Origin of the sequence: Bifidobacterium pullorum DSM 20433 (assembly GCF_000771405.1) — a bacterium.
Taxonomy (GTDB): domain Bacteria; phylum Actinomycetota; class Actinomycetes; order Actinomycetales; family Bifidobacteriaceae; genus Bifidobacterium; species Bifidobacterium pullorum.
This window is the reverse complement of the sequence record NZ_JDUI01000010.1, coordinates 116849-137996: the sequence shown is the minus strand read 5'-3', so window position 1 is coordinate 137996 and position 21148 is coordinate 116849. Positions and strand designations below refer to the sequence as shown.

Here is a 21148-nt window from a genome sequence, read left to right as displayed (position 1 = left end):
TCAGCTGATGATAGTACGTGCTGCGCGCCAGTGTTTGTGGTCGAATAAAGCTGTACGGTGTCGGCACTTGTTTTGGACGGTGATGGCGTTCATTTTGGACAGTGTCGGCGGTAGGCACCGGTGTGACATGAGAGCGCCGGTGCCGTTGGTTTCCTGATAGATTCCCGAGTGCTGATCAACCATTCGTTCGGTTTCTCGGGAGGAAAGGAATGACGACACCGGTGCGTATCCAACAGCGTATCAGGCAGCTGGAAGGACAGGGATTGAGCCACACGCGGATAGCCAGGGAGCTTGGTGTTTCGCGTACGACGGTAATCAAGTACGTGTCGAGGGATTATTCGCCCTCGCCGCGGGAGGGGGCGGTCGGGAGCCGTTCCCTGGTGACGGGTGAGTACGCGCGTGCTGCGGACGAGTGGCTGACCTCGGATTTGCGTATGCCGCGCAAGCAGCGGCATACCGCGCGCCGAGTGCACGAGCGGCTGGTGGCCGAGCTCGGGTTTCCCGGCGAGTACTCCTCGGTGCAGCGATGGGTCAAACGCTGGCGGGAGGCGCATCGCCGGGATTCCGACGGGTACGCGGAGCTGGAGTGGGCCCCCGGCACGGCGCAGGTGGATTACGGTCTGGCAAAGGCCGTGGTCGCGGGCGTGGAACGGACTGTGCATTATTTGACGGTCTCGTTCCCGTACTCGAATATGCGGTACGTGGCCGCGCTGCCCGGGGAGACCACGGAGTGCGTGTGCCATGGTCTGCTGCAGGTCTTCGGACACATGGGCATGGCGCCCAGGGTGCTGGTGTTCGACAACGCCACGGGCGTCGGCCATTGCAACGCGGACGGCACGGTCACGCAGACTCGCCTGTTCTCCCTGTTCAGCGCGCATTACGGGTGCCGGGACCAGGTTCTGCAACCCGTATGCGGGCCACGAGAAGGGCAGCGTCGAGAACGCGGTCGGGTTCGTGCGATGGCGACCTGATGGTGCCCGAACCGGCGGCCGAGGGGTGGGACGCGCTGAGCCGCGCCTGGCTGGACGAGTGCGACGCCATCGCCCGCCGGGAGCACTACCGCCAGGCCGTGCCGATCAGGGATTTGTTCGAGACCGACCTGGATCACATGCTCCCGTTGCCGGGCACGCCGTTCGACGCATGCGACTGGCGGAGCGTGAAAACGGACCGCACCGGCACGGCCCTGATCGATGGCAACCGGTATCTCGCCGGTCCGAGATGGCGTTCCATGCGCCTCCGGGCCGGTGTCAGGGCCCTGGACATCGAGATGCGAGGCCCCGACGGGGAATACATCGTGACGCTGGAACGCGTATGGGGCCACGAGCCACGCACCGTCATGGAACCGACGACGCTGCTGGCGATCATCGCGCGCAAGCCCCGGATGTGGGGCGAGAGCCCGATCCGGGGCGATTTCCCCGAAAACGTGCGCGACCTGCTCGACCGAATGGATGGACGGGCGCGCGCAGACCTGGTCGACGACATCAGGCATGTGTCCTCGACCAGCGGGTTCGCGGCCGCCGCCAAGGCCGTGTCCGCGATCATCGATGCCGGACGCCGGCTCGACCGCGCCTCGATCGACCAGACCGCCAGACGGATCAGGCAGGGCGGCGAGGACACCGCACCCGGCCCCGATCTGAGCCGATACAACACCTACATGGAGGAAAGAGATGACGACTGATCCCGCGAAGCGAACGGACCGCACGGCACGGAAGGCCACCGCCGAACAGGTCACGGGGACTCTCCCGCAACCTGCCATTGACCCGAAGCGTGCCCGGACGGGCCGTCGAGAACGCCACCCCCGGCCAGCTCGGCTTCCTCGCGGCCCTGTTCACCGCCGAGAACGCCAGCCGCGCCGAATCCAAACGGAACCGGCTGCTCAGACAGGCCGGCTTCCCCCAATCCAAAGAACTTGACGGGTACGACTGGAGCATGGCCGCGTTCCCCACCGACTGGGGACGCGAACAGCTCGTCTCCCTCGAGTTCATCGACCGAGCCGAGGACCTCGTGCTCTACGGCGACGTGGGATGCGGCAAGACCCACCTCGCCATCGCCATCGGCACCCTCGCCTGCAGGCGGGGCATACCGGTCAGGTTCTTCACCGCCTCCGGCCTGATCATGCGGCTGCGCAAGGCCAAAACCGAGAACAGGCTCGACCAGGAGCTCAAGACCATCGGCAAGGCCGACCTGCTCGTCATCGAACGGGCCCGGATACCTGCCCATCGACATCGACGGCGCCAGGCTCCTGTCCCCGGATCATCGCCGACAGCTACGAAAGGAGAAGCATCATCTTCACCTCGAACCTCGAGTTCGGCCGATGGGGCGACGTGTTCGGCGACGGCGACATGGCCGCCGCCGTCATCGACCGCATCGACCCGCCACGGCCGCATCATCCGATTCCATGGCGAATCCTACCGAAACACCCACTCACTCATGAAATAACCAACAAACAAAGGAAACCAACCAACCGCCCATACCGTCCAACCTGAACGCCGACAGTGTCCAAATCAACCGCCGAACACGTCCACCTCGATTTGACGAAAGACAGGCGGCCGCGCGTCGTGGGAAGCTTCCCGAACGGGAACAGCGCGCTCATGCTCGTCTGCGCGCGCATATGGTACGTCACCGCGAACGAATGGTCCAACCGGCGTTACCTCGACATGTCCCGGCTCGATGACAATCTGCAGGAAGCGAACTGATCATCGCGCCATGGACGGGCATGATCCAAAGTGCGCAACCTTTCGGGCACTACCCTGGTTCTTCTCCGAGTTCGCCTCGGCTGGTTCGACCTTATATACGATACGAGCGCCAACTTCCAGTCTTGAATTTTCATTTCAAGGGGCAAAATACATGCAAGACTCGGCTGCTTCGGCATAATCCGGATGCGGTTTTCGTTTCGTCATGCATGTTGAACGTAATGCGGTCCGCATTGAGTACGCTTTATGCTTCCTGCGCATGACTGCACTTTCGTCCGGATTCCATCCACAACCCCCAAGTCAGCGTAATGCCGCAAATGCCACCTTTTCTTCGGCACTTATGTATGGCTTCTGATCTGAAGAAGTGTGCCCGGCTTTCCAATACCGTAATTATCTTCCATATGTTTTGCACGTATTTCTTCGACGAGTTATATCGATATATGAGCGAATCCCAGTCTGATCCAGCATTGTTGATTTCAGATTTTTCCAATATTTTCGCGGCCTTCTCTATGCTTTGAACGTCTGTCAGGGGAACGCTTGATTTGACTTGGGCGATGCCTACAGTAGCGGTACATCTCGTTATCTTTACCCATAGATTCTCTATCTTGCGAATAGGAAGAGGTCTGTTCAACGATTCATAGATCAAGATCGCGTATAGCAGAGTCAAAGATGTTGAGTTGTTTTGGCATGCTTTCTCTATCTGGATGCCGTAGCTGTAGCGAATCCGGTTGAAGGAAGACAGCATGCGGCGAACGCACATATCATCCAAACGTGAATCAGAAGTAGTCTCGGTATCCTTTTTCTTCTCTTGAATCCGCCTGATATACAACACGACTATTGCGGCCGTAAGCAAGCTGGACCATAAACCGTTGACTATATCGCTGAGTTTCGGTGCGAGGATATCGATATCAATATATATTGTCAGCAGAAAAACAAGTTTGGCAATAACGAGATAAACGACGATAAAGACCCAGTGCGAGCAGCCTATACACTCCCCCTTAAGGATGAATGGGAAAAGAATTATAACTTCAAAAATAACGACAGTCCCCAGAAGATCCCATAGGAGTTGATCGTAGTAGTGATATTTTGTTAGAAGCGCTGCTTCCAGTACAAGAACGATCACCGGCGGCAGAATACGGAATAATACTATTCTTTCAAGCTTTTTCCAACCAGATGGATGGTGAAGTAGCTCCTCGAGTGGCCAGTATACCTTGACATCACCAGTAGCGGCCGAATCATTGCGCACCTCAATGACTTTGTAAATGCCGAAAAGAATGTAAGCGAACGCTAGAGGCGATACATATGGCATTGCGTCCAATAAAAGCTGGTACAGCGATATACGGTTTCCGTATGGTAGACCTTCATTGAGGAACGGTATAAAGGCACAAAAAACAATTTGCTCACACGTCCATCCTTCTACCGACTTGCTGTTGTAAGTAAGCGACGAGGGTCGGTCTCCATCCAAACGCCGCTTCGCCTATGTCACTTTTGTTGGATAGCAGTCTCGTGGCTAGACATACGGTCACGTATAGCCACGAGAGAAGGAAAGCAGCTAGGCCACTGTAATCCATGCAAGGAGGTTGGCACCTTCTACTATCGCCTATCAAAATGCTTGGAGTAACCAAGATTATCAACTGAGGCAAGAACTATATTTTCCTTGATAGATTATTCGCAAACACTCTTCGCATTCTTTGCGAAACTCATCATCCGTCCTTGAGAAGTATTCGAAGAATTCCTCGTAATTTGGAAGATAGAAAATGTTCCCCCTTTCTTCCGCGCGACGCAGCATCTTTTCCAACGATCCGTTCTTATCACACGACTGCTTGTCTAATATTGCCCGATCGGAAGGGGAGCACGCTTCTGAGAAAAGAAGCAGTCCTCGAATAAGGTATTGGCAGATGCGGTAACAGACTGTCAGCCCTTCGAGCTGGGCATGAAAGCTGCGGATTAAGGCATTTTTCATATCTTCCGGAGAAGATATAGACTGTCCGTCCTCTCTAAAGAACCAAGCATCATGCAGCTCATCCTCTTCCCCATCGTCGGGTTCTTGATTTTCATTTTCTTGGCGTAGTTCCATACTAGGCAAATCAGACTGTTGGTGTCGTAAAGCGATCTTAAACCATTGCTTAATGGGCTCAGAATTTCCCTTTGCTTGTTGAAGACTGGTGAGGTTGTAGTAACGACTTCGTTCTGCGAAATCGGTCAAGAAATTCAGCATTTCCTTGATTTCTTGAGCATTCTTTGGCTCTTTAACAGTATTTCCATTGGACTCTATGATTTGTGAGACTTTCACATATAATTCGCTGAGCTTATGCCCATATTTCTTTAATTCGCCATCAGTGAGAAATTGCCCTTCTCTCTTATAGGAATCTGACTGAATCGCAAGCTTGCAGACGCGTTCCAAAGCTATGGTCATGTTGAAAAATCCAGCGTAGTAGCACTCCTGATTCTGAAAATCAGCAATCTGCAACGATTTGAACCCCAAGGTTAAAAGACCGTCCGCAAGACTCGCCTCTCTTTGCAGTGCGATAGTTCTAGGGTCGTATTGCTCAGAATGCTTTACCCACATCTTAAAAACCTCTACAATCTCACGCGAATGAATCTGCCTTGTCGCAACGCGCGAATAACACGTACCGCTCATACTTAGGATAACGCTTCTCCATCGCGAAGCACGATCCGACTGTTGGACTGTAGAAAAAACAGATTCGGCAATCGGATGCGTGAACTCGAACGCACGACCACGGAGAATGCCACAATGACGAGTCTGGGCGCGATGGATAGATGTTCACAAAAGTCAGGCTTTCCATTATGTCTTGCGATGTGGCTGAAATCGCGTGCCGGATACGCTCCAAACGTTTTTGTGCCCACAAAAATTGACAGACAGGTAAAAGAGGCATACGTTATGGGATGTAATTATTGTGACCACAAAAACGAAAGGATGCGCACATGGCAAGGCCTAAGAAACCGGATGCACGCAACTATGTATACAGAGTGCGACTCAATGAGGGCGAAAACCAACAACTCACGGAAGCAAGCGAGTGGCTCGACCAATCAAAGTCGGAGGTTTTTCGCAAAGCCCTCTTTGACTATCATGCAAAAGTCAAGGAAAACAAATGTTTGTCCGAATCCGGCACGGATCTTTCCGAATGGGACTTCAACCATATTTCTCTTCATAGAGTCCTAACGTGCCCATACGAAGATTGTGGCGATGATTTCGCAAAAGACCTATCACCCTACTGCGAGGAACAGACATCCGAAGAGCAGATGGGATACCGCTGCGAACACTCTTTCGATACGTATGAAATTGAATGCCCCTCATGTGGACGATTCATTCACATATCCGGCGTCATCTCGGAATATCCGCTTGGAGCATACGAGTATGACCAGATATCAGTTGAGAAGGAAGCGTGAATGATGTCAGAAGTTTTGTATCGCATGATAGCCGAAGAAGGGAAGCACCCGGCAAAATCCAGAAAACACCCCGGAGCAATCAGCGGAGTAGCTCTCGACAACAAAACCAATAAGCTTTCGGGATCATTTAACTTCGAACCAGTAACAACAGTATATGAAGATGCGTGCTCGCAAACTCAAATAGAGTGTTCTCCTGCAGTAAAACTAATCGAAAACGTCATATACCGCGCATGTGACGCATTTGAGTGTTGGTGTTACGAGAAGGCTCTGCTCTGGTTTACAGATGAGTTCGTTCCGACCGCAAAGAATAAGGCCGTCACCTATCTGAAGCGCAAATTTCGCAAAACCACAGAAGAATCACAACCATCGAATTTAAAAGATGGAAACACCCTTGACGTTGCAGATGTGAAGGATACTCCTTTTGTGGCACTCCCGAATATTGGTGCCGAGGACCCTAACTGCGCGGTTACCATGAGCAAGGAAGAAGCGCAACAAGAAATGTCTGAGGCAATTGCTTTACGGCAGCTTATCGAAGCTAAGCTTCAACGTCTGAAGTACGCCAATATTGTTGATGCGGACGGGCATGCAATAACGAACGAAATAATCAAAGAGTTGATAGAGCCAGATGCCCCCAAGAATCAAAAACTACTGGAGTGCCCAGCGATGATAAATGAATCCATGATGATTGGAAAATACACAAAAAACGTAACCCGAGATCAAATCAAGGCAGTCGATTGATGTAGATACCTCCTAGCTTGCTACATACTTCGCACTCGGACATCCCATCTTGAATTGAAGACGGACACTAAGCAGTATGCGCGCACATTATTCGAACACAATGCGTCCGTATGCATGCTGATGGTCTTCGCCATGATGAAGACCATCAGCACATACAATCAGCAAGATTCATCCAAGGAGCATCAAAGAGAATGGTCTTCGCTCTTGTTCCAATCTTCACTGAGCCATGAATCCTAACACTTTTCCTAAGCATTCATAGCTGGACGCCGTTGAAATGATGTCATTGCTTCCCGGAGCAGCCATGCTAGCACCAGAACCAATTCCATGCCACACATAATAATCCAGTAGCACTTCCTCATAAGTTCCGCTTGGGCTCGAGGACGCCTCGCCACTGTTCAACCAGCGCCAACTCCCTATTGCGTCATAAACGAAACCGTCTATAACGATGCCTGACAAATGATAGCTTGAGAAACACGTATCTCGGATATAGCGAATATGCTTACAAGTGTCATAGAGCAAACCATTACTGTTTCTGTTCTTTTCAACCATGGCGTCTTGCTCCGCTTTTGGATTTGTGGATCTCCAGCTTCCTCCAGTATTTGAATCTGGATATATGTAGCTTCCGTCCCAGTTTTTAAAGGCAGGAACGATTTCAAAATACATACCGTCAGAGAAATGGATTTTTACAACTTGCCCATCAGCTCTAACATCACTTTTTGGATAGGTGTTAAGAATAGCGTTTCTCACAGCCTGCAGCAATCTGGATTGGCTATTGCCAATCAAATTATTGTAGCGATCAAAAAGATTCCCTGGAAGCTCGACGAGAATGTCAATGTCGCTCGTATCGATAGCCGTATTACGCCCATAGCTCCCTACATAAAGGCTATGCAACGTGTCGCTTATGGAGTTCCAGAATTCCTTATTTATAGCTCTTGTAACGGCATGGTAACGCTTGGAAATACGTTGTCTCGTATCAAGGCTAATTGTTTCGCCGTATTTCCGGACCCTATCAACCATCTATTTCCTCCTTAATGACTCCGGATCTTCCCCTACAATCTGAACATATAGGTGTGCAACACGCATGCTGACCCTCAGCAGCGAGTGCATCTAAACAGACAGTCCAAATAGCTTCTTTTATTTCAGTCAGAGATCGGACATGTCCAGTTAGGCTCACTGCGCATTGTCGTTCCGAAGCTCAACAGGTAAGAGTCGATCACACTCACCCTTTTCAAAAGACTGCCCTTCCTCATTTTTCAACGTTTTTCGAGCAAGCTCATATGCATGCTTATTAGTTCTGGGGGCATTGAGATACTGCTTCTCCGTTCGGCTCTGAAGGTCTCTCCTCGCTGCTTGAATTTCTTCAAGATCCATGTTCTCGAAATCGGTCAAAAGAGAGATATAGTCTTGCAGTATTGGCCAGAGTCCGTCGGCAGCCGCCCTGTGCCTCGCTGCAGCCTCAGAGAGAGCTGCTCCTTTTGAATATAAGTTCAGCCCTAGTGAGAGTGCTGCCAAAATAGATGAGACTAATGCAGCCACATAAGTTTGCCCTATAGCAACACCAATGAGGCCAGCAGAGGAAACCGCTGTCAAAACTATCTGTACTATCGAAATCCCATTGTGCCAATTTGTTTTTATGTTTGCTGCTTGCTGTTGCGTCTCGTAGGTGTACATCACCTTTGAATAGGTTTCAACGAGCTGAGACCATAAACGTTTTCTGTACTCATCCTTTTCCAATATGAACTCTCCAGTCACTTCGCCATGCATGTCAACACTTTGCCAAGACCATCTAAACTTGACCTTGTATCAACTTCTTGCCTACTTCCTGGCACATTGAGTCGGAAAGGAACTTGTCCACAAGCAGATACCATGCTGAACCTAGATAGTAGCATTCGCGCATATTACCATTCTGTTATTTCAATGCCGCCGTCCGGCCATTGACTCCGCCCGATGGCATCGTAGACAAAGCTATCGATGGCGATTCCCGACAAATGATAACTCTTGTAGTAAGTATCTCGGATATAACGGATTCTCTTACAGAGGTTTTTCAACGAACCATTTGTTTCCTTGTTTTTAGAATCCATTGCATCTTGTTCGGCCTTCGGATTTTGTAGATAGCCACCGTCCACCCATGTTGGCGTCAGGATAGGTGAAGTCTCGAGCTGGCCAACGGTTTTTAAAAGCGGGAACCATTTCAAATTTCATGCCATCGGTAAAAATGATTTTCACAACCTGTCCGTCTGCACGAATGTCGCTTGTTGCATATGTTTCACGAATGGAATCTTTCACTACCTGAAGAATAGCTGACTGACCGTTCTGTGCGTAGGCATCAAATCTCTTTTTAGCAGCATCAGGCAGGAGCATGAGGAATCAATATCACTAGTCTTGATTGCTGTACCTCGGCCATATGAACCTACGTACAAACTGTGAGCAGCGTCGTTTACGTAATTCCAAAAACGACGATTCACTGCTTCCGTAATTCGCTTATACCGCATTGTTATGGTTTCGCGAGCTTTAGCATCTATAGAGTAGTCATATCCCTTGCACATCCAATAGCTCCTTAAGAGAATCACTATCTTCGATTCTACCCAAGCGAACGATTCGTTAAGTACACCAAAGACTGTCACGTCACAAGCTACTCCGAATATCTAAGCCAGTTCATACACTTCAAATCTATGACTCTGCATACATTTGAAACAGTTCACCGCCCCAGCTTCTGCCGCACCTTGCCGAACAGGTAGCGACGTTCACCAGCGTTTAGCACCAGATAGATATTCACTACCAAGCCGATCACGCCTATGACTGTCGCAGAGAGAATCAGCTCAAGCCATGATCCACCAGGAAGTATCGGCTTGATCAGGGATCCTATCGCGACAAGCAGCAGAGACGAAAGCACCGTGGTACCCACCTGAGGGAAGAACTGATACCACTTGAACCCCAGATACCGGGCCGTCGCGGGCAGGGTGAACGACATGTTACGTACCAGGTTGACCGCCGTGCTGACGCCTGCCACCGCGTACAGGCCGTATTCCGTGAAGTTCGCGATGAGCAATGTCACACAGACAGACACTACTCCGCTGATGACCATTGCAATCGAGTTCTGCTTTACCTTGTTCACCGTGCTGAACACGTTATACAGAATCTGTGTTCCGCTAGTGAACATGTATCCGAGAATCGACAGTATCGAGAGAATCTGCAGCAGATGCGCATCCTGGGACGGCACCCACAACGCGAAGAAGTAGTCGCCAAGCACGATAATCCCCGCGATCGGAATGGTCATCACAACTGACGTCAACTTCATAGCACGCAGGATATCATGAAGGAGCTTCTTTCTGTCATCCTTCGCGTAATTGATAACCAATTCCGGGGCGAAAGCGGAACATATCGAAGAAGACATCTGCTGCATGTACGTAGGCAAGATTTTGGAGAGCGACAGAACACCCATGGATGTCGCTCCAAGAATCATGTTGCATATGATCAAATCCAAACCACTAAGGAGCATGTTCCCCACGTTGGAAATAGAATTCCACAGGCCAGAACCTACCAGCTCTCTCATAGCTTTCCTAGAGCACATAGGTTTTCTATCATTCAGAGTGATATGGAGTTCCGGCGTTAGTTTCTTCGTGTTGTACCAGTTGACCACCAAGCCGATGACCGTAACCATCGCCGAGGCAAAGCCCACATACCACACGTGCGGGGTCAGAATGGTGAGCATCAGGAACAGCATCACGCAGCGGAGCATCGCCGTCATCATCGTAGGAACGTACTGACGATCCAGACGGTTGGTCACGTAGACGCCGCAATCCCAGTTCGGCATACCCGTGGACAGGAAGAACCCCAGGAACACGAAGGAGAACAACAGTTTGACATCCCAGAGAATATCAGAAGGAACATTGATACAGTTCTGCAGATTTACGATAAGCAGCACTGCCGGAACTAGCAACACCACAACTATAATCAGATTACCCCAGAAAACCGAATTGTAATACAAATTCGCCTTTTTATAGTTTTTCCGCACGTATTCGATAGTGATGAATCGTGCAGCCATGCTATTCAACGCGATGACTATCAGGTTCGCATAGGTAACAAAATTATTTGCTAGCGTCACGAAACCGTTTGCCTCCACACCAATCGTTTTTACGATATACGGCGAAAGAAAAAAACTAACTATGACATTGACGACTAGTACGCCCACGCTGCAGGCAACGTTGACTAGGGTTCTTTTGTGGTTACTCACCAATCATTCCTCTTGTATTCACCGATGCAGAATCTTTGTAATGGGTCGCGCAAGACGATGCTTCACTGAGGCCAGCTTCTGACGAATGAGGGCACGATGATGAATCTGCTCAAGATTGGCGTCATAGAACCATCGAATATCTGATGGAAGGTCTTCCTTACTGCAATTCGTCTTCATTGAGTTCTGGATGGCCATATAACGCAGCGGTCCAAACATCGGGTCTTTTCCGCTCCGCATGTCATTTGCAAGAGCGCGCAGCTGTTCTTCCGAATACTCAAAACCGAATTGGTGTGGGTCGAAGCCCTCAGCATAAATCGCGAGCATGGTGCGCCAGCATTTCTCACATTTGCAGCAATTCGCCCCATCCGTTGAACGCCAACACACACGAAGAGGGACCGGTATTCCCGACTTTTCAGCAAATTCGACGATATTCTGCACTTTCATCTGCCGAGTAAACTCGTATCCATCATGAGAAATACAAGCACTGCCAAATTTCACATGATTATCAATTGTCGGATCCGAGGCACATGTCACTTTACCTTTATCCGCAGCAGTAAACGACGATGCAAAGTAGATCGTGGAAAGTTTTTTCGCCCAAGCGACTGGAGCTGCGTGACTATTGATTCCGATGCCGTGATGGAACCCGTGCCACCATCCGTCACCACTGTTCAAGGAACGAACCTTCTTATCAAGAACGGGCTCGTTGATAAACACTCGGAAGGAAGATCTGATTGTCACATAGTTAACGCCATAATCCCGGCTAGTCTGCTTAAGGTGGCTGAATACAACATTCCACCCATCGGTGTTATCAACAGCCACATCAGCACCCCAGACCGTCAACAATGTTGGCTTCTCATCATAGTGGCAGACCAACGTGTTGAACGCGTCAACTCCACCTGAGAAGAAAGCAGCGTTCCCGCCAGTTGAATCCCATTCGTTCTTTTCGAGATGGTCAACCGATAGCTGCCCACGGAAGTCGATCATCGGATACATCTGCTCATATCCGGCCTTGAACTCAGGAATGCTGTCATAGAACATCTGATCGCATTGTGGAACCATGATTTCCGCGTCATAAATCCATGCAATCGGAAGCAAATTGGCAATGAGTGGAATCACAGCAATACTCTCAGGAATATTCTGAATATCGATATTTCCATACTCGACGTAAAAAGCTTTATCGAGGTTAATGGCCTCAGTCCACAGACCTTCGACTTTGTAACGATACGTTATTTTGTTATGTTCGATAACCGGCGAATCAACAATAATTCTATTTAAATGCTTCATTCTCATACTCACTTTCATGGAATTAGGGTTACGAGCGGACCGAATTGTTGGTCTAGTCCGGCAGATGCAAAGTCCGTGGATTCGGCCTCCATCACCGTCTTGATGGCCTTAATAATTGCCGTCTCGTCCGTGGAGTCGTTCACGAAACCGATGTATGGCAGGTCTTTCAGCCATTCGTATTCAAAGCCGACCTTACCGTTCGAGTTGTTCAACGCCACGCATGGCGTTCCGGTGATCGCGCTAAAGATCATGCCGTGCAGACGGTCGGTGATGACCAGACGGGCATGCTTGAATTCTTCCCACTTGTCCAGCACCAGCTGTTTGCCCTGCTCCTGACTAATCGGCGCGTACTTGGAGTCGATGGTCGTGTCCGTATACTTGAATTCCGGATCGATGCCCGCCGCGATCTGTTCGATCATTTGGCGGGAGGAATCGGTCATGGTCTTCTCCACGTCGTTCCTCATGCACAACAGCACACCGTGCCGCTTGGCAAAATCGGCGTTATCCTCGCCTTGAACCGACAACACGATATCAGGCACAAGCTGAACATCATTATTGGGATACGCTTTACGCATGCGCTCGTACGAAACCTGCTCACGCGCAAACAGATGAAGATCAGGATGGGCACCGTACACACGCTGCGTATGACGCAGGAAACGCTGGCTCTCGGCAGTGTCGTCATAGCTCATGGTCTGAGGGAACAGCACGATGCGGTTATGCTTCAGCAGGGAGATGACGTTCAGACGATATTCTTCCTCATTGCGGTACAGCGTGCCCATGTTGCCACCACCCGTCAGGAAAATGGAGTCCTCTCTTGAAACATATTTTTTCAGGCATTTCAGCACCTTTGTGGTATTGCCGCTTAACACCAGCAACGGGCGGACGGATTGCTGCAACATGCGGCATTCCGCCAATGCAATGGCATGATCACCGATATTGGTGTATTCGGGGCAACACAGCAAAATGTTCTTCGGCCCCTCAATCTCCTGAAAGAGCTTGCTATATTCTTGGAATCCTCTCTGCACCATTTTAGGATGACGCATGGCCGTGTATGTGGAGTCTCCGAGGAGTTCCCTAGCGACCGTACCAATCTTCGATTTCAATCCACTCGCCATCGCGGTCACTCTTCCTTTCCTTCTCCCCGCATGACGCGGGCGATTCTCTTAGCCGGCAGCACGAACATCTGGCGCACACGCGCATACCAGTACGGATTCATCCGGAACCCAGCCACGTCCAGAATCCTCAACTGGGAGGACATGTCCGCAGACGCCATCCGAACCAATTCGCGAACCTTTACGGACAGTCCATGCAAACGCTCCCGGACGGATGGGTCGCGCATCGCGCCAAGGTAGCTGCACACGGCACTGACAACGCATGTGTCCAGCACAGGGCCGGACAGAGCTCCTGCGCCACGTAATGAGTCCATCCGATCCAGCATGGCCAAGGTTTTGTCCGCTGCTGCGCCTGAGGATTCCTCTCCCATGATGCTGTCGGCACGGCGCACATAATGGTACAGCTTCTCACTAGTACAAGCCACTTTCGTGGATTTTAGCAAGAGCTGATGGTAAACAAACTCGTCTTCATGTACCCTGCCCACCGGATACCTGAGCGTGTCCCAAATCTCTCGCTTGTACAGCTTGTTCCACGCAACCACGTACTGCCATTTATAAAACATCGGATCTGAGATCATGACTGACGTGTCAAACACGTCATTATCCATCTCAACCTGCTCGGATAGAGGCTCCAACTGCTCGTTCTCATTGAACAGTCCGCAACAGGAAAAATCAGCATTGGCGGAGGTCAGCGTCTCATATAGAACCTCGATGTAATCGGGTTCGACAAAATCGTCACTATCGACAAATGCGATATACTCTCCGCATGCAACATCAATGCCAGCATTCCTGGCAGCCGATAAACCCGCATTTTTTTGGTGGATAACTCTTATTCTGCTGTCATGCTCCGACCACTCATCACAAAGCTGCGGACAACAATCTGGAGAGCCGTCATCAACAAGGATTATCTGTAAATTTGAATACGTCTGGTTAACAATAGATTGGATGCAGCGATTAAGTTGCCGCTCAACTTTATAAACAGGAATAATGAGACTTATCTGGGGCATACAAAAAACATCCTTAACAACATCTAAATAACGTCGAGTATAGATGGAACATATGAAAACGCATTTTAGAGCAGCTACACTTTGAGTGTCGAATCCTAACTGATTTCATTCATATCTTTCTCTGAGATTGATCGAATTACATGCGCTGGGTTACCCACTACCACCGAGTTTGACGGAATTGATTTGCACACTAGCGAACCAGCACCGATAATTACATTGTTCCCAATCTCGACATTTCCGATGACCGTAGAGTTAGCTGCAATATACACGTTAGAGCCAATCTTCGGGGAACGCTCACCAACTCTTCCGATGACAACACCTGGTCCTACACGGAGATTATCTCCGGCACGCTCAGGAAAGATAACTGAGAAGTTATGTGAAACATATACCCCCCCCCCTATTTTTCCTCCAATTTCTATTGTTTTAACTCTAGGCAGCAAAAGTTGACCAATAGACGTCAGGCTTCGGGGAAGGAAGCGATGCCCATTCTTAATCCTATAGAAGAATACACTCCTGAAAGATGGTTCACGAAGCGCCATATTCAGTTTCAAAATAGTCGATTCCGGCGTTTGCGACCATTTGTTGACGCGCGCCGCGTCTGCACACAACAACTGTTTGACATGACTATCTGAGAGCAAGAACGCCGCATCATGGAAAACGCACGCAAGATTATGTAAAAAAATTAATCTCATTTCTTATCCCATTCTTTTATGGATACTTTAACATTCCATAGAAATCTGCAGAATTTCATCGCCTCGTCGACTTTGCCATGCTTCAGCAGCCAAATAGCCAATCTTCTATGGCCAAACGCCCCATAGACATCGGCAGGCACCTCATCCCCCAGGGAAGCAAAAATTCTTTCATCTGACAAAACTTTCTCCCAATGTTCTTTCACTGAATCATGGTCAAAATTATCAGTTTCGACACTTCGACTAAATTGATTCAGCGCTTCTCGAGAAATCAAGGAGTCCGCCTCATTGGCCGAAATAACATTCTCCTTCACAAGATTCGCTACCGCATTCGCATACTGGAAGATACTATCAATATCACTTATCCTAACAGTGCCCACAGTATTGGAACCATTCACATTCCACAGATATAATGGCTTACCATTCATAAATAGAATCTTGTCATCACCAAGACATTTAAGATAATTAAGGTTGAAAAGCCTGTCCTCAGAAAATCTGACGCCCATCGGGAAAGCTACCATAAGGCTTCCATCTGGAGCGACTAACCTGTCCCTCCGATACAATTTCGACCAACACGAATTCAATTCATAACTGGCATGCAACGAAGCCCGACCCTCTTCACGCACCATTACACTAGCAACACTATTAGCTGAAATTGTTTTGCGCTCAGCCACACAGGAAGCATTCTCATCCATCTTGCTAGTAAAAGGAAAACAAACAAGATTATATAGCGAAGCGCTCCTCTCATCATTGAGGAAACAAGACACTTCATCCGAAAGGATTTGATCATCGGCATCCACAAACATGATCCAATCACCAGTGGATTCAGTAATCCCGCGATTCCTCGCCGCTGACCGTCCACTATTGGACTGCGACACAACTCTGACGCGACCGTCTTTAAACCGTGCTCTGACAAGGTCTCCAGTACCATCTGTTGAACCATCGTCGATTACGATAATTTCAACAGCAGAAGATATCTTCATGACTGATGACAAAGTCGTACAAATTGTATTGGCAGCTTGAAAAGCGGGAATTATTACGCTAACAGACATGTTTGCTCACTATCCTTACGCAGAAAACATTGAATCATGATTATCTTTTGCTCGGAAAGCACGTGAAAGGAAAAGTGCTATAAAACATACATAGCAACTAAGCACATGGACATCTGTTATACCAAGAATAAGCCAAATGATTATATACACATTCACCCAGTTGTTTTTTCCCTTAGCAATTGAGCGAATACACACAGCAAGTAATATGAACCATATTAAACCAATATTAAATGAGAAATATGAATATATATCATCAAAAGTAAAGTCAGTAAGACGATACAGGGAATCCCATTGAATACCACTTCTCGTAATCGATTGTCCCAAAAAAGAAAAACCGTATTGGGTCATAACATAGGCACCTTGACGTATCCTCGCGGAAAGAAGATCATCCACGTAGATAACCAAAGAATTTGACTTTACGAATCCCTGCCACAAAAAGAAGAACAATCCATAGAAGAGAACCGCACCATACCCAGAGCAAATACTAAGGAAAAGATTATTTCTATTAATAATTCTGACTAAACAAAGGAGCAGAATGATTATAACCGTGACAACAATGAGTGTCCTGGTCTTGGAAAGCACCGACGTCGACAACAATATAAGTGCAACCATTACAACAATACGATTGCTAATATGTCTTCTATTTAACCATAGCCACATTAAAGTAATATTCAATATGTATATAGAAAAAAGATTTGCATGCAAAAAACCAAAATTAAACCGCGTACGATCAACGGAATAAACAATATAATCAGTAAACTTGAAGGGAAGCGTTGCAATCAAGAAAAAGCAATGAATTATAAAAAAGAGTATATTGTAATGAAAAAGGAAAGAACAAATGGAATCAAAATCAACATGCCGAATAGCAAGACAGGATAAAATAAGAACAAGAACAAGGCTCAACCTTGTAATATAATAAGCAGATGCGCCAAGTAAAATTAAAAGCGAGTATGCAAATATGGTTCTATAGTTATGCCTTCTTTTAAAAATCGAAAAAAGAAGGCAGATTATTCCACCAAGAGTTAGAACAACATTGACACTATTTGGGCATGCAAAAATATTACTAGACCCCCAAAAACTATTCAGGGTGAAAATAAACAAACCCATTTTTAAGGAACTATTAATAGCTTCAATGCTAAATACTCGCACCTTCATAAAAAACCTATTTCGACGCTTACACTCTTACAATCAAGAACACGGTTTGAATCAAGACACCTATCTCTCAGCACGAGTCAAGACTTAATCGTCCATCGATTAACAATAAATCTGACTGGCCTACAGTAATTCAATCCTCTGCAATAATTACCTGCTGCCGTAGCAGCGCTCGGAATGTCTTTTGGCACAACCGTCCCTTCTTTAATCGCGACAGTATTACCGATTTTCATATTTTCAACGACGCAAGTTGACAAATCAGCATAAACATTATTCCATGTTTTTGTCGCATGACCCTCATCTGAGCCAATTGTTGCGAACCGAGACAGTTTAATTGCGTCCTCAATCGCCGCTGTTGGATTCACGACCACCAGACGGTTATGCCCAATGTATAAGCCATACCCAAATTTTGTATCTTTAGCAATGCTTTCATTTCGATTAATCATCCGAAGAAAATGACTCACGAGCCGAGGTACACCATCAGTCTGCTCAAAACAAAAGGCCACTTGCAACCTGAAAATCTTATTGGTTATATATTGGATAGCAAAAACGGATATACATGTTTCCCACGCATATCGGATCAAGTCGCTCTTGCTAAGATCAAATAGTTTAAACATCCATTACTCCATAAATCAATTTTATTTCCTACATTTATTTACAATATTCTTTATTGCATCTTTTTTTGACTCAAATTGAAATTCAACGATAATCCGCGCTATAACGTCTCCCAAACGTCTTCCGCAAAAAAACGAGAAAGAATCCCCAAGATGATCCTTCTTTCTTTCTTTTGTATTTTTCCATGAAGCACTATAATGATGGATGGCGTAAGTATTTTTTTTAACCTTAAATCCACCGAAGCCATAAATTGGGTTAAAGAAATCAGAAGAGAAGAACGTCCAATTCTGAATTTTTTGCGTCCTATCTTCCTGAACGTATCCATATCGATTCAATATATCCGTCCACATATGATTTACGGTATGATTTTTGCGAAACAAATCGTCATCAATGTATTCCGTTACATCATATTTATGAACAATCATATCAATCATTGCATCATTTTTATCACAAGCAACTATTAGCCCGCTATTTACGGTATTTGAAAATCCCTCTATCGCGGCAAAAGGAATTGATTCCTCCAAAGGTTTAATTGGCTTTATCAGTTCAGTTCCGACATCCATATAAATACCGCCGTATTCACGCAAGACCCAGAACCTTACATAATCACTGACATAAGCCATCTTTCCTGACTTGAACGCATCCTCTGCGTATTTATGTTCCTTAAGATTAAAATTCTTTTCATTCCATTCGATTATCTCATAATCTGGAGCATACTTTTTCCACGATTCGATATTCGCACGAGCATATTCAGGTAATTCTTTTCCACCAAACCAACAATAATGTATCTTCTTCATGTTCATTAGCTATCTTCTACCTTCTGTCATCACACACATATCAGATAAGTTTAGACTCTATAACCATCTTATAAAAAGATGGGACACTCTTCTCTACTGAATAATTCCTCTTCCAGGTCAATTTGAATAAATCTGTATTAGCAGAGAGCTTTTCCCATTGCTTCTTGCTATAGGGATGATCGAGAATTTTGTACAACTCATCGCACTGTGGATTGTTAGGTTGAATCTTGTTAAAGGCTTCAGCAATCCATGGATCATGACGCTGAGCAAGAACAATTAAATAATCGACAAGTAGATAGTCAATCATAAAATCACTCTTTCGCCAATATTCAAGGAAAAAATCACGAACTGTTTGGAAAACGCGCCTATGTTCTGCATCGCAGCTCAACGAATACCCTGCAAACATTCCTCCGGCGACTGAAGCATGTAAATAATCAGGACGCTTTATCGAGAACAAAGGCACGTCATAAATCGGTCCAGAGAGCTGTCGACAACAATAAAAGGTTGCATCCAACCACATACCCCCATGTTCAGCAAGCAAGGTCAGTCTCAATAAATCGGAAAGGTTCGTCCTCGTAATAGTTCCCCTTCTGACCTTGTCCCATATCCATTGGGGAATATCAGCATACTCCTTAACATTTTCATCAGTGATGATGACAACTTCACGACCGCCAGCATTACGCCGGACTGATCCGACACAAGCCCTTACGATTTCTGGAGCGGACTCCAAGCCCTGCCACCAGCACATCCAAATCTTATTATTCTTATCCGGATCAACTGGAGGAAGAGGAACGCTGTAGTCATACGAAGCGTAATAGTCTCCAAAACGATTCTCCAAATACTGCAGAACGGCTTCGTGCTTGCGCAGTAGATGCGCCTTAACGGCTTCTGACTCTCGATACCCGTTATGGTTCATCACCTGAATATCAAGCTTTGCTCGAAACGCATTTACGCCTTCGCTCCAAGAAGTCTCTTTCGCAATCATCCGTGAAGCATGCAACTCCTCAGAAGCACGGTGGACAATACGTTTCAGGCTGTTGTGCTTATTTACCACTCGCAGTTCTCCTATAAAAAATTTCGAGCTGATGTACGTAGTCCGTTTGTCCACAGCGTTCACTCACGTATTCGTTGCAAGCCCGCTGCATGACCTGGTAGTCACTTTCGCTTACACGCGAGGCCTTTCCAAGAATCTCTGCCAAATCGCTCGCATTGCCAGGCTCAAATGCAAAACCGGTCTTGCCTTCCACCACTAGTTCGGGAATACCACCAATCCTGGTGCCAATCACCGGTGTTTGCGCAGCAAGTGATTCCAATCCGGAATAAGGCATGTTCTCACGCCATTCGGAACTCAGCACGCTGAAACGAGCATTGCCTACTTCACGCTGTAAATCCTCGCCGGACTTGTATCCGAGAAGATGGATGCGCGAAGCCGCTTGAGAACCAGCTTCAACGACAAGGCACTCTATCTCAGAACGTTCTGGGCCATCACCAACAATATGAAGATCCCAGTTAGAAGGAAGGCGAAACTCATCATGCGTATTTCCAGAATCCGCGGCCTTCAGGAAGGCACGAACCAACGTGAGAATGCCTTTCTCTTGGGAAAGCCTGCCGAAGAACAAAAAATAGGGTCGCTTCCCGGAAGCACTGTCTTCAAACTTGCGTGTATTCGTAACCTTGCGAGCCATTTCCATCTGCGAATCGGTCAGGAAGTTCTGCATGGTAATGGTACGCCCTGCGTATCCGCCCTCATCCAGTTTGCTCTTCATGAATTCAGAAGGCGCGATAATCGCATCAATCTTGTCATACGAATGGTGATACTTCAGAAATTCGGCTTCCGCAGAAGCAAGCAGACTCTTGGCACGCGATCCCTTCACACACACATTCTTTGTGGCATGCATAAATCGCCTATCCAAGCAAGCGTCACACACTTCTCCCCTGCCATTCACCATCGTGTAGGCCGGGCACAGCAGAATGTAATCATGCGCCGTATACACCACCGGCACATGATGTTTCTTCAAATACGGTGCATCAAGAATCGAAAGCGTCAGCTGGCGATGCACATTGTTCATGTGGATCACATCTGGCTTAAATTCCTCTAGCAACGCTTCGAACTTACGTCTCGCTTCAAAAGAGTAAATCAGTGTGGAGGCTTCCTGAACCTTTTTGAACGCGGAAATATCCCCTACATAGTCCTTTTCGGAAACGAAGTATTTACTCCAGTAGCTCGGTTCGTTATTCGGGTGCTGCATGGAGAAGAACGCGACTTCGTGTCCAAGAGCTTGCAATCCCTCGGCAAGTGCAAAGAAATACGTCTCAGCGCCGCCCTTGCGGTAGAAGAACTTATTGACCAGCAGAATGCGCATG

Annotated in this window: 18 protein-coding genes and 3 pseudogenes; 5 read left to right on the top strand and 16 right to left on the bottom strand. The window is 47.7% G+C overall.

Annotated features, from left to right (window positions below; translation table 11 throughout):
- Positions 1-209: 209 nt before the first annotated feature.
- From istA to OU11_RS06460, 3 pseudogenes are all read left to right on the top strand, one after another.
- Positions 210-1678, top strand: a pseudogene (istA, locus tag OU11_RS08670) (IS21 family transposase).
- Positions 1678-2439 (top strand): annotated as a pseudogene (gene istB, locus OU11_RS08665) (IS21-like element helper ATPase IstB). The pseudogenes istA and istB overlap by 1 nt, the downstream one beginning before the upstream one ends.
- A 104-nt stretch (positions 2440-2543) precedes the next feature.
- Positions 2544-2696 (top strand): annotated as a pseudogene (locus OU11_RS06460) (IS256 family transposase); the annotation flags it as partial.
- A gap of 241 nt (positions 2697-2937) precedes the next feature.
- Here the strand turns inward: OU11_RS06460 and OU11_RS06455 are convergent.
- Together OU11_RS06455 and OU11_RS06450 are read right to left on the bottom strand one after the other, a co-directional pair.
- Complete coding sequence (locus OU11_RS06455) at positions 2938-4002, bottom strand: hypothetical protein (protein ID WP_033515392.1); 1065 nt, start codon at positions 4000-4002, stop codon at positions 2938-2940.
- Positions 4003-4323: 321 nt separating this feature from the next.
- Positions 4324-5334, bottom strand: a complete 1011-nt coding sequence (locus tag OU11_RS06450) for a hypothetical protein (protein ID WP_033515390.1) — start codon at positions 5332-5334, stop codon at positions 4324-4326.
- Positions 5335-5639: 305 nt separating this feature from the next.
- Here OU11_RS06450 and OU11_RS09240 point away from each other — a divergent pair, with 305 nt between their 5' ends.
- A complete protein-coding gene (locus OU11_RS09240) occupies positions 5640-6104 on the top strand; it encodes a hypothetical protein (RefSeq protein ID WP_152597100.1) in 465 nt (154 codons plus the stop codon).
- Positions 6105-6842: a hypothetical protein gene (locus tag OU11_RS09235; RefSeq protein ID WP_152597099.1), complete on the top strand. Its 738-nt coding sequence runs from the start codon at positions 6105-6107 to the stop codon at positions 6840-6842. It begins immediately after the preceding gene.
- 216 nt (positions 6843-7058) lie between these two features.
- Here OU11_RS09235 and OU11_RS09015 read toward each other — a convergent pair whose 3' ends face one another.
- From OU11_RS09015 to OU11_RS06415, 14 genes are all read right to left on the bottom strand, one after another.
- Positions 7059-7859: an SMODS domain-containing nucleotidyltransferase gene (locus tag OU11_RS09015; protein WP_081963497.1), complete on the bottom strand. Its 801-nt coding sequence runs from the start codon at positions 7857-7859 to the stop codon at positions 7059-7061.
- 153 nt (positions 7860-8012) lie between these two features.
- The gene (locus tag OU11_RS09230; protein WP_152597098.1) at positions 8013-8606 is read right to left on the bottom strand and encodes an SLATT domain-containing protein; all 594 of its coding nucleotides are present in this window, start codon (positions 8604-8606) and stop codon (positions 8013-8015) included.
- Between the two features lie 306 nt (positions 8607-8912).
- Complete coding sequence (locus OU11_RS09435; protein ID WP_206538226.1) at positions 8913-9203, bottom strand: SMODS domain-containing nucleotidyltransferase; 291 nt, start codon at positions 9201-9203, stop codon at positions 8913-8915.
- Positions 9128-9388 (bottom strand): SMODS domain-containing nucleotidyltransferase, encoded by a 261-nt coding sequence (locus tag OU11_RS09610; protein WP_206538225.1) that lies wholly within the window; start codon positions 9386-9388, stop codon positions 9128-9130. Before OU11_RS09610 ends, OU11_RS09435 begins: the two co-directional genes overlap by 76 nt.
- A gap of 152 nt (positions 9389-9540) precedes the next feature.
- Entirely contained in the window at positions 9541-11076 is a 1536-nt protein-coding gene (locus tag OU11_RS06440) for a lipopolysaccharide biosynthesis protein (RefSeq protein WP_033515386.1), read from the bottom strand.
- Between the two features lie 18 nt (positions 11077-11094).
- Positions 11095-12366, bottom strand: a complete 1272-nt coding sequence (locus OU11_RS06435; RefSeq protein ID WP_052122743.1) for a hypothetical protein — start codon at positions 12364-12366, stop codon at positions 11095-11097.
- 8 nt (positions 12367-12374) lie between these two features.
- Complete coding sequence (locus OU11_RS06430) at positions 12375-13475, bottom strand: polysaccharide pyruvyl transferase family protein (protein ID WP_223224107.1); 1101 nt, start codon at positions 13473-13475, stop codon at positions 12375-12377.
- 5 nt (positions 13476-13480) lie between these two features.
- Entirely contained in the window at positions 13481-14479 is a 999-nt protein-coding gene (locus OU11_RS06425) for a glycosyltransferase family 2 protein (protein WP_052122742.1), read from the bottom strand.
- Between the two features lie 95 nt (positions 14480-14574).
- Positions 14575-15171 carry a serine O-acetyltransferase gene (locus OU11_RS09540; RefSeq protein WP_081963496.1) on the bottom strand — a complete coding sequence of 199 codons (597 nt, stop codon included), beginning with the start codon at positions 15169-15171 and terminating at the stop codon, positions 14575-14577.
- A complete protein-coding gene (locus tag OU11_RS09000; protein ID WP_081963495.1) occupies positions 15168-16220 on the bottom strand; it encodes a glycosyltransferase family 2 protein in 1053 nt (350 codons plus the stop codon). The genes OU11_RS09540 and OU11_RS09000 overlap by 4 nt, the downstream gene beginning before the upstream one ends.
- Before the next feature lie 1232 nt (positions 16221-17452).
- A complete protein-coding gene (locus tag OU11_RS09225) occupies positions 17453-17836 on the bottom strand; it encodes an LbetaH domain-containing protein (RefSeq protein WP_152597096.1) in 384 nt (127 codons plus the stop codon).
- A gap of 174 nt (positions 17837-18010) precedes the next feature.
- Positions 18011-18790 (bottom strand): glycosyltransferase family 32 protein, encoded by a 780-nt coding sequence (locus OU11_RS08995; RefSeq protein WP_081963494.1) that lies wholly within the window; start codon positions 18788-18790, stop codon positions 18011-18013.
- A 34-nt stretch (positions 18791-18824) separates the two neighbouring features.
- Positions 18825-19838: a capsular polysaccharide synthesis protein gene (locus OU11_RS08990; RefSeq protein ID WP_081963493.1), complete on the bottom strand. Its 1014-nt coding sequence runs from the start codon at positions 19836-19838 to the stop codon at positions 18825-18827.
- On the bottom strand, positions 19828-21147 hold the full coding sequence (locus OU11_RS06415; RefSeq protein WP_033515380.1) for a glycosyltransferase: 1320 nt from the start codon (positions 21145-21147) through the stop codon (positions 19828-19830). Before OU11_RS06415 ends, OU11_RS08990 begins: the two co-directional genes overlap by 11 nt.
- Position 21148: the final 1 nt, after the last annotated feature.

What these genes read in the sequence shown, in the direction of transcription:
- OU11_RS06415 (WP_033515380.1), bottom strand. Translation starts at nt 21,147, where the DNA reads ATGCGCATTCTGCTGGTCAATAAGTTCTTCTACCGCAAGGGCGGCGCT.
- OU11_RS09240 (WP_152597100.1), top strand. Translation starts at nt 5,640, where the DNA reads ATGGCAAGGCCTAAGAAACCGGATGCACGCAACTATGTATACAGAGTG.
- OU11_RS09235 (WP_152597099.1), top strand. Translation starts at nt 6,105, where the DNA reads ATGATGTCAGAAGTTTTGTATCGCATGATAGCCGAAGAAGGGAAGCAC.
- OU11_RS06455 (WP_033515392.1), bottom strand. Translation starts at nt 4,002, where the DNA reads ATGCCATATGTATCGCCTCTAGCGTTCGCTTACATTCTTTTCGGCATT.
- OU11_RS09015 (WP_081963497.1), bottom strand. Translation starts at nt 7,859, where the DNA reads ATGGTTGATAGGGTCCGGAAATACGGCGAAACAATTAGCCTTGATACG.
- OU11_RS09000 (WP_081963495.1), bottom strand. Translation starts at nt 16,220, where the DNA reads ATGTCTGTTAGCGTAATAATTCCCGCTTTTCAAGCTGCCAATACAATT.
- OU11_RS09230 (WP_152597098.1), bottom strand. Translation starts at nt 8,606, where the DNA reads ATGCATGGCGAAGTGACTGGAGAGTTCATATTGGAAAAGGATGAGTAC.
- OU11_RS06435 (WP_052122743.1), bottom strand. Translation starts at nt 12,366, where the DNA reads ATGAGAATGAAGCATTTAAATAGAATTATTGTTGATTCGCCGGTTATC.
- OU11_RS09435 (WP_206538226.1), bottom strand. Translation starts at nt 9,203, where the DNA reads ATGCTCCTGCCTGATGCTGCTAAAAAGAGATTTGATGCCTACGCACAG.
- OU11_RS06425 (WP_052122742.1), bottom strand. Translation starts at nt 14,479, where the DNA reads ATGCCCCAGATAAGTCTCATTATTCCTGTTTATAAAGTTGAGCGGCAA.
- OU11_RS06450 (WP_033515390.1), bottom strand. Translation starts at nt 5,334, where the DNA reads ATGAGCGGTACGTGTTATTCGCGCGTTGCGACAAGGCAGATTCATTCG.
- OU11_RS06430 (WP_223224107.1), bottom strand. Translation starts at nt 13,475, where the DNA reads ATGGCGAGTGGATTGAAATCGAAGATTGGTACGGTCGCTAGGGAACTC.
- OU11_RS08995 (WP_081963494.1), bottom strand. Translation starts at nt 18,790, where the DNA reads ATGAACATGAAGAAGATACATTATTGTTGGTTTGGTGGAAAAGAATTA.
- OU11_RS09540 (WP_081963496.1), bottom strand. Translation starts at nt 15,171, where the DNA reads ATGAGATTAATTTTTTTACATAATCTTGCGTGCGTTTTCCATGATGCG.
- OU11_RS09610 (WP_206538225.1), bottom strand. Translation starts at nt 9,388, where the DNA reads ATGTGCAAGGGATATGACTACTCTATAGATGCTAAAGCTCGCGAAACC.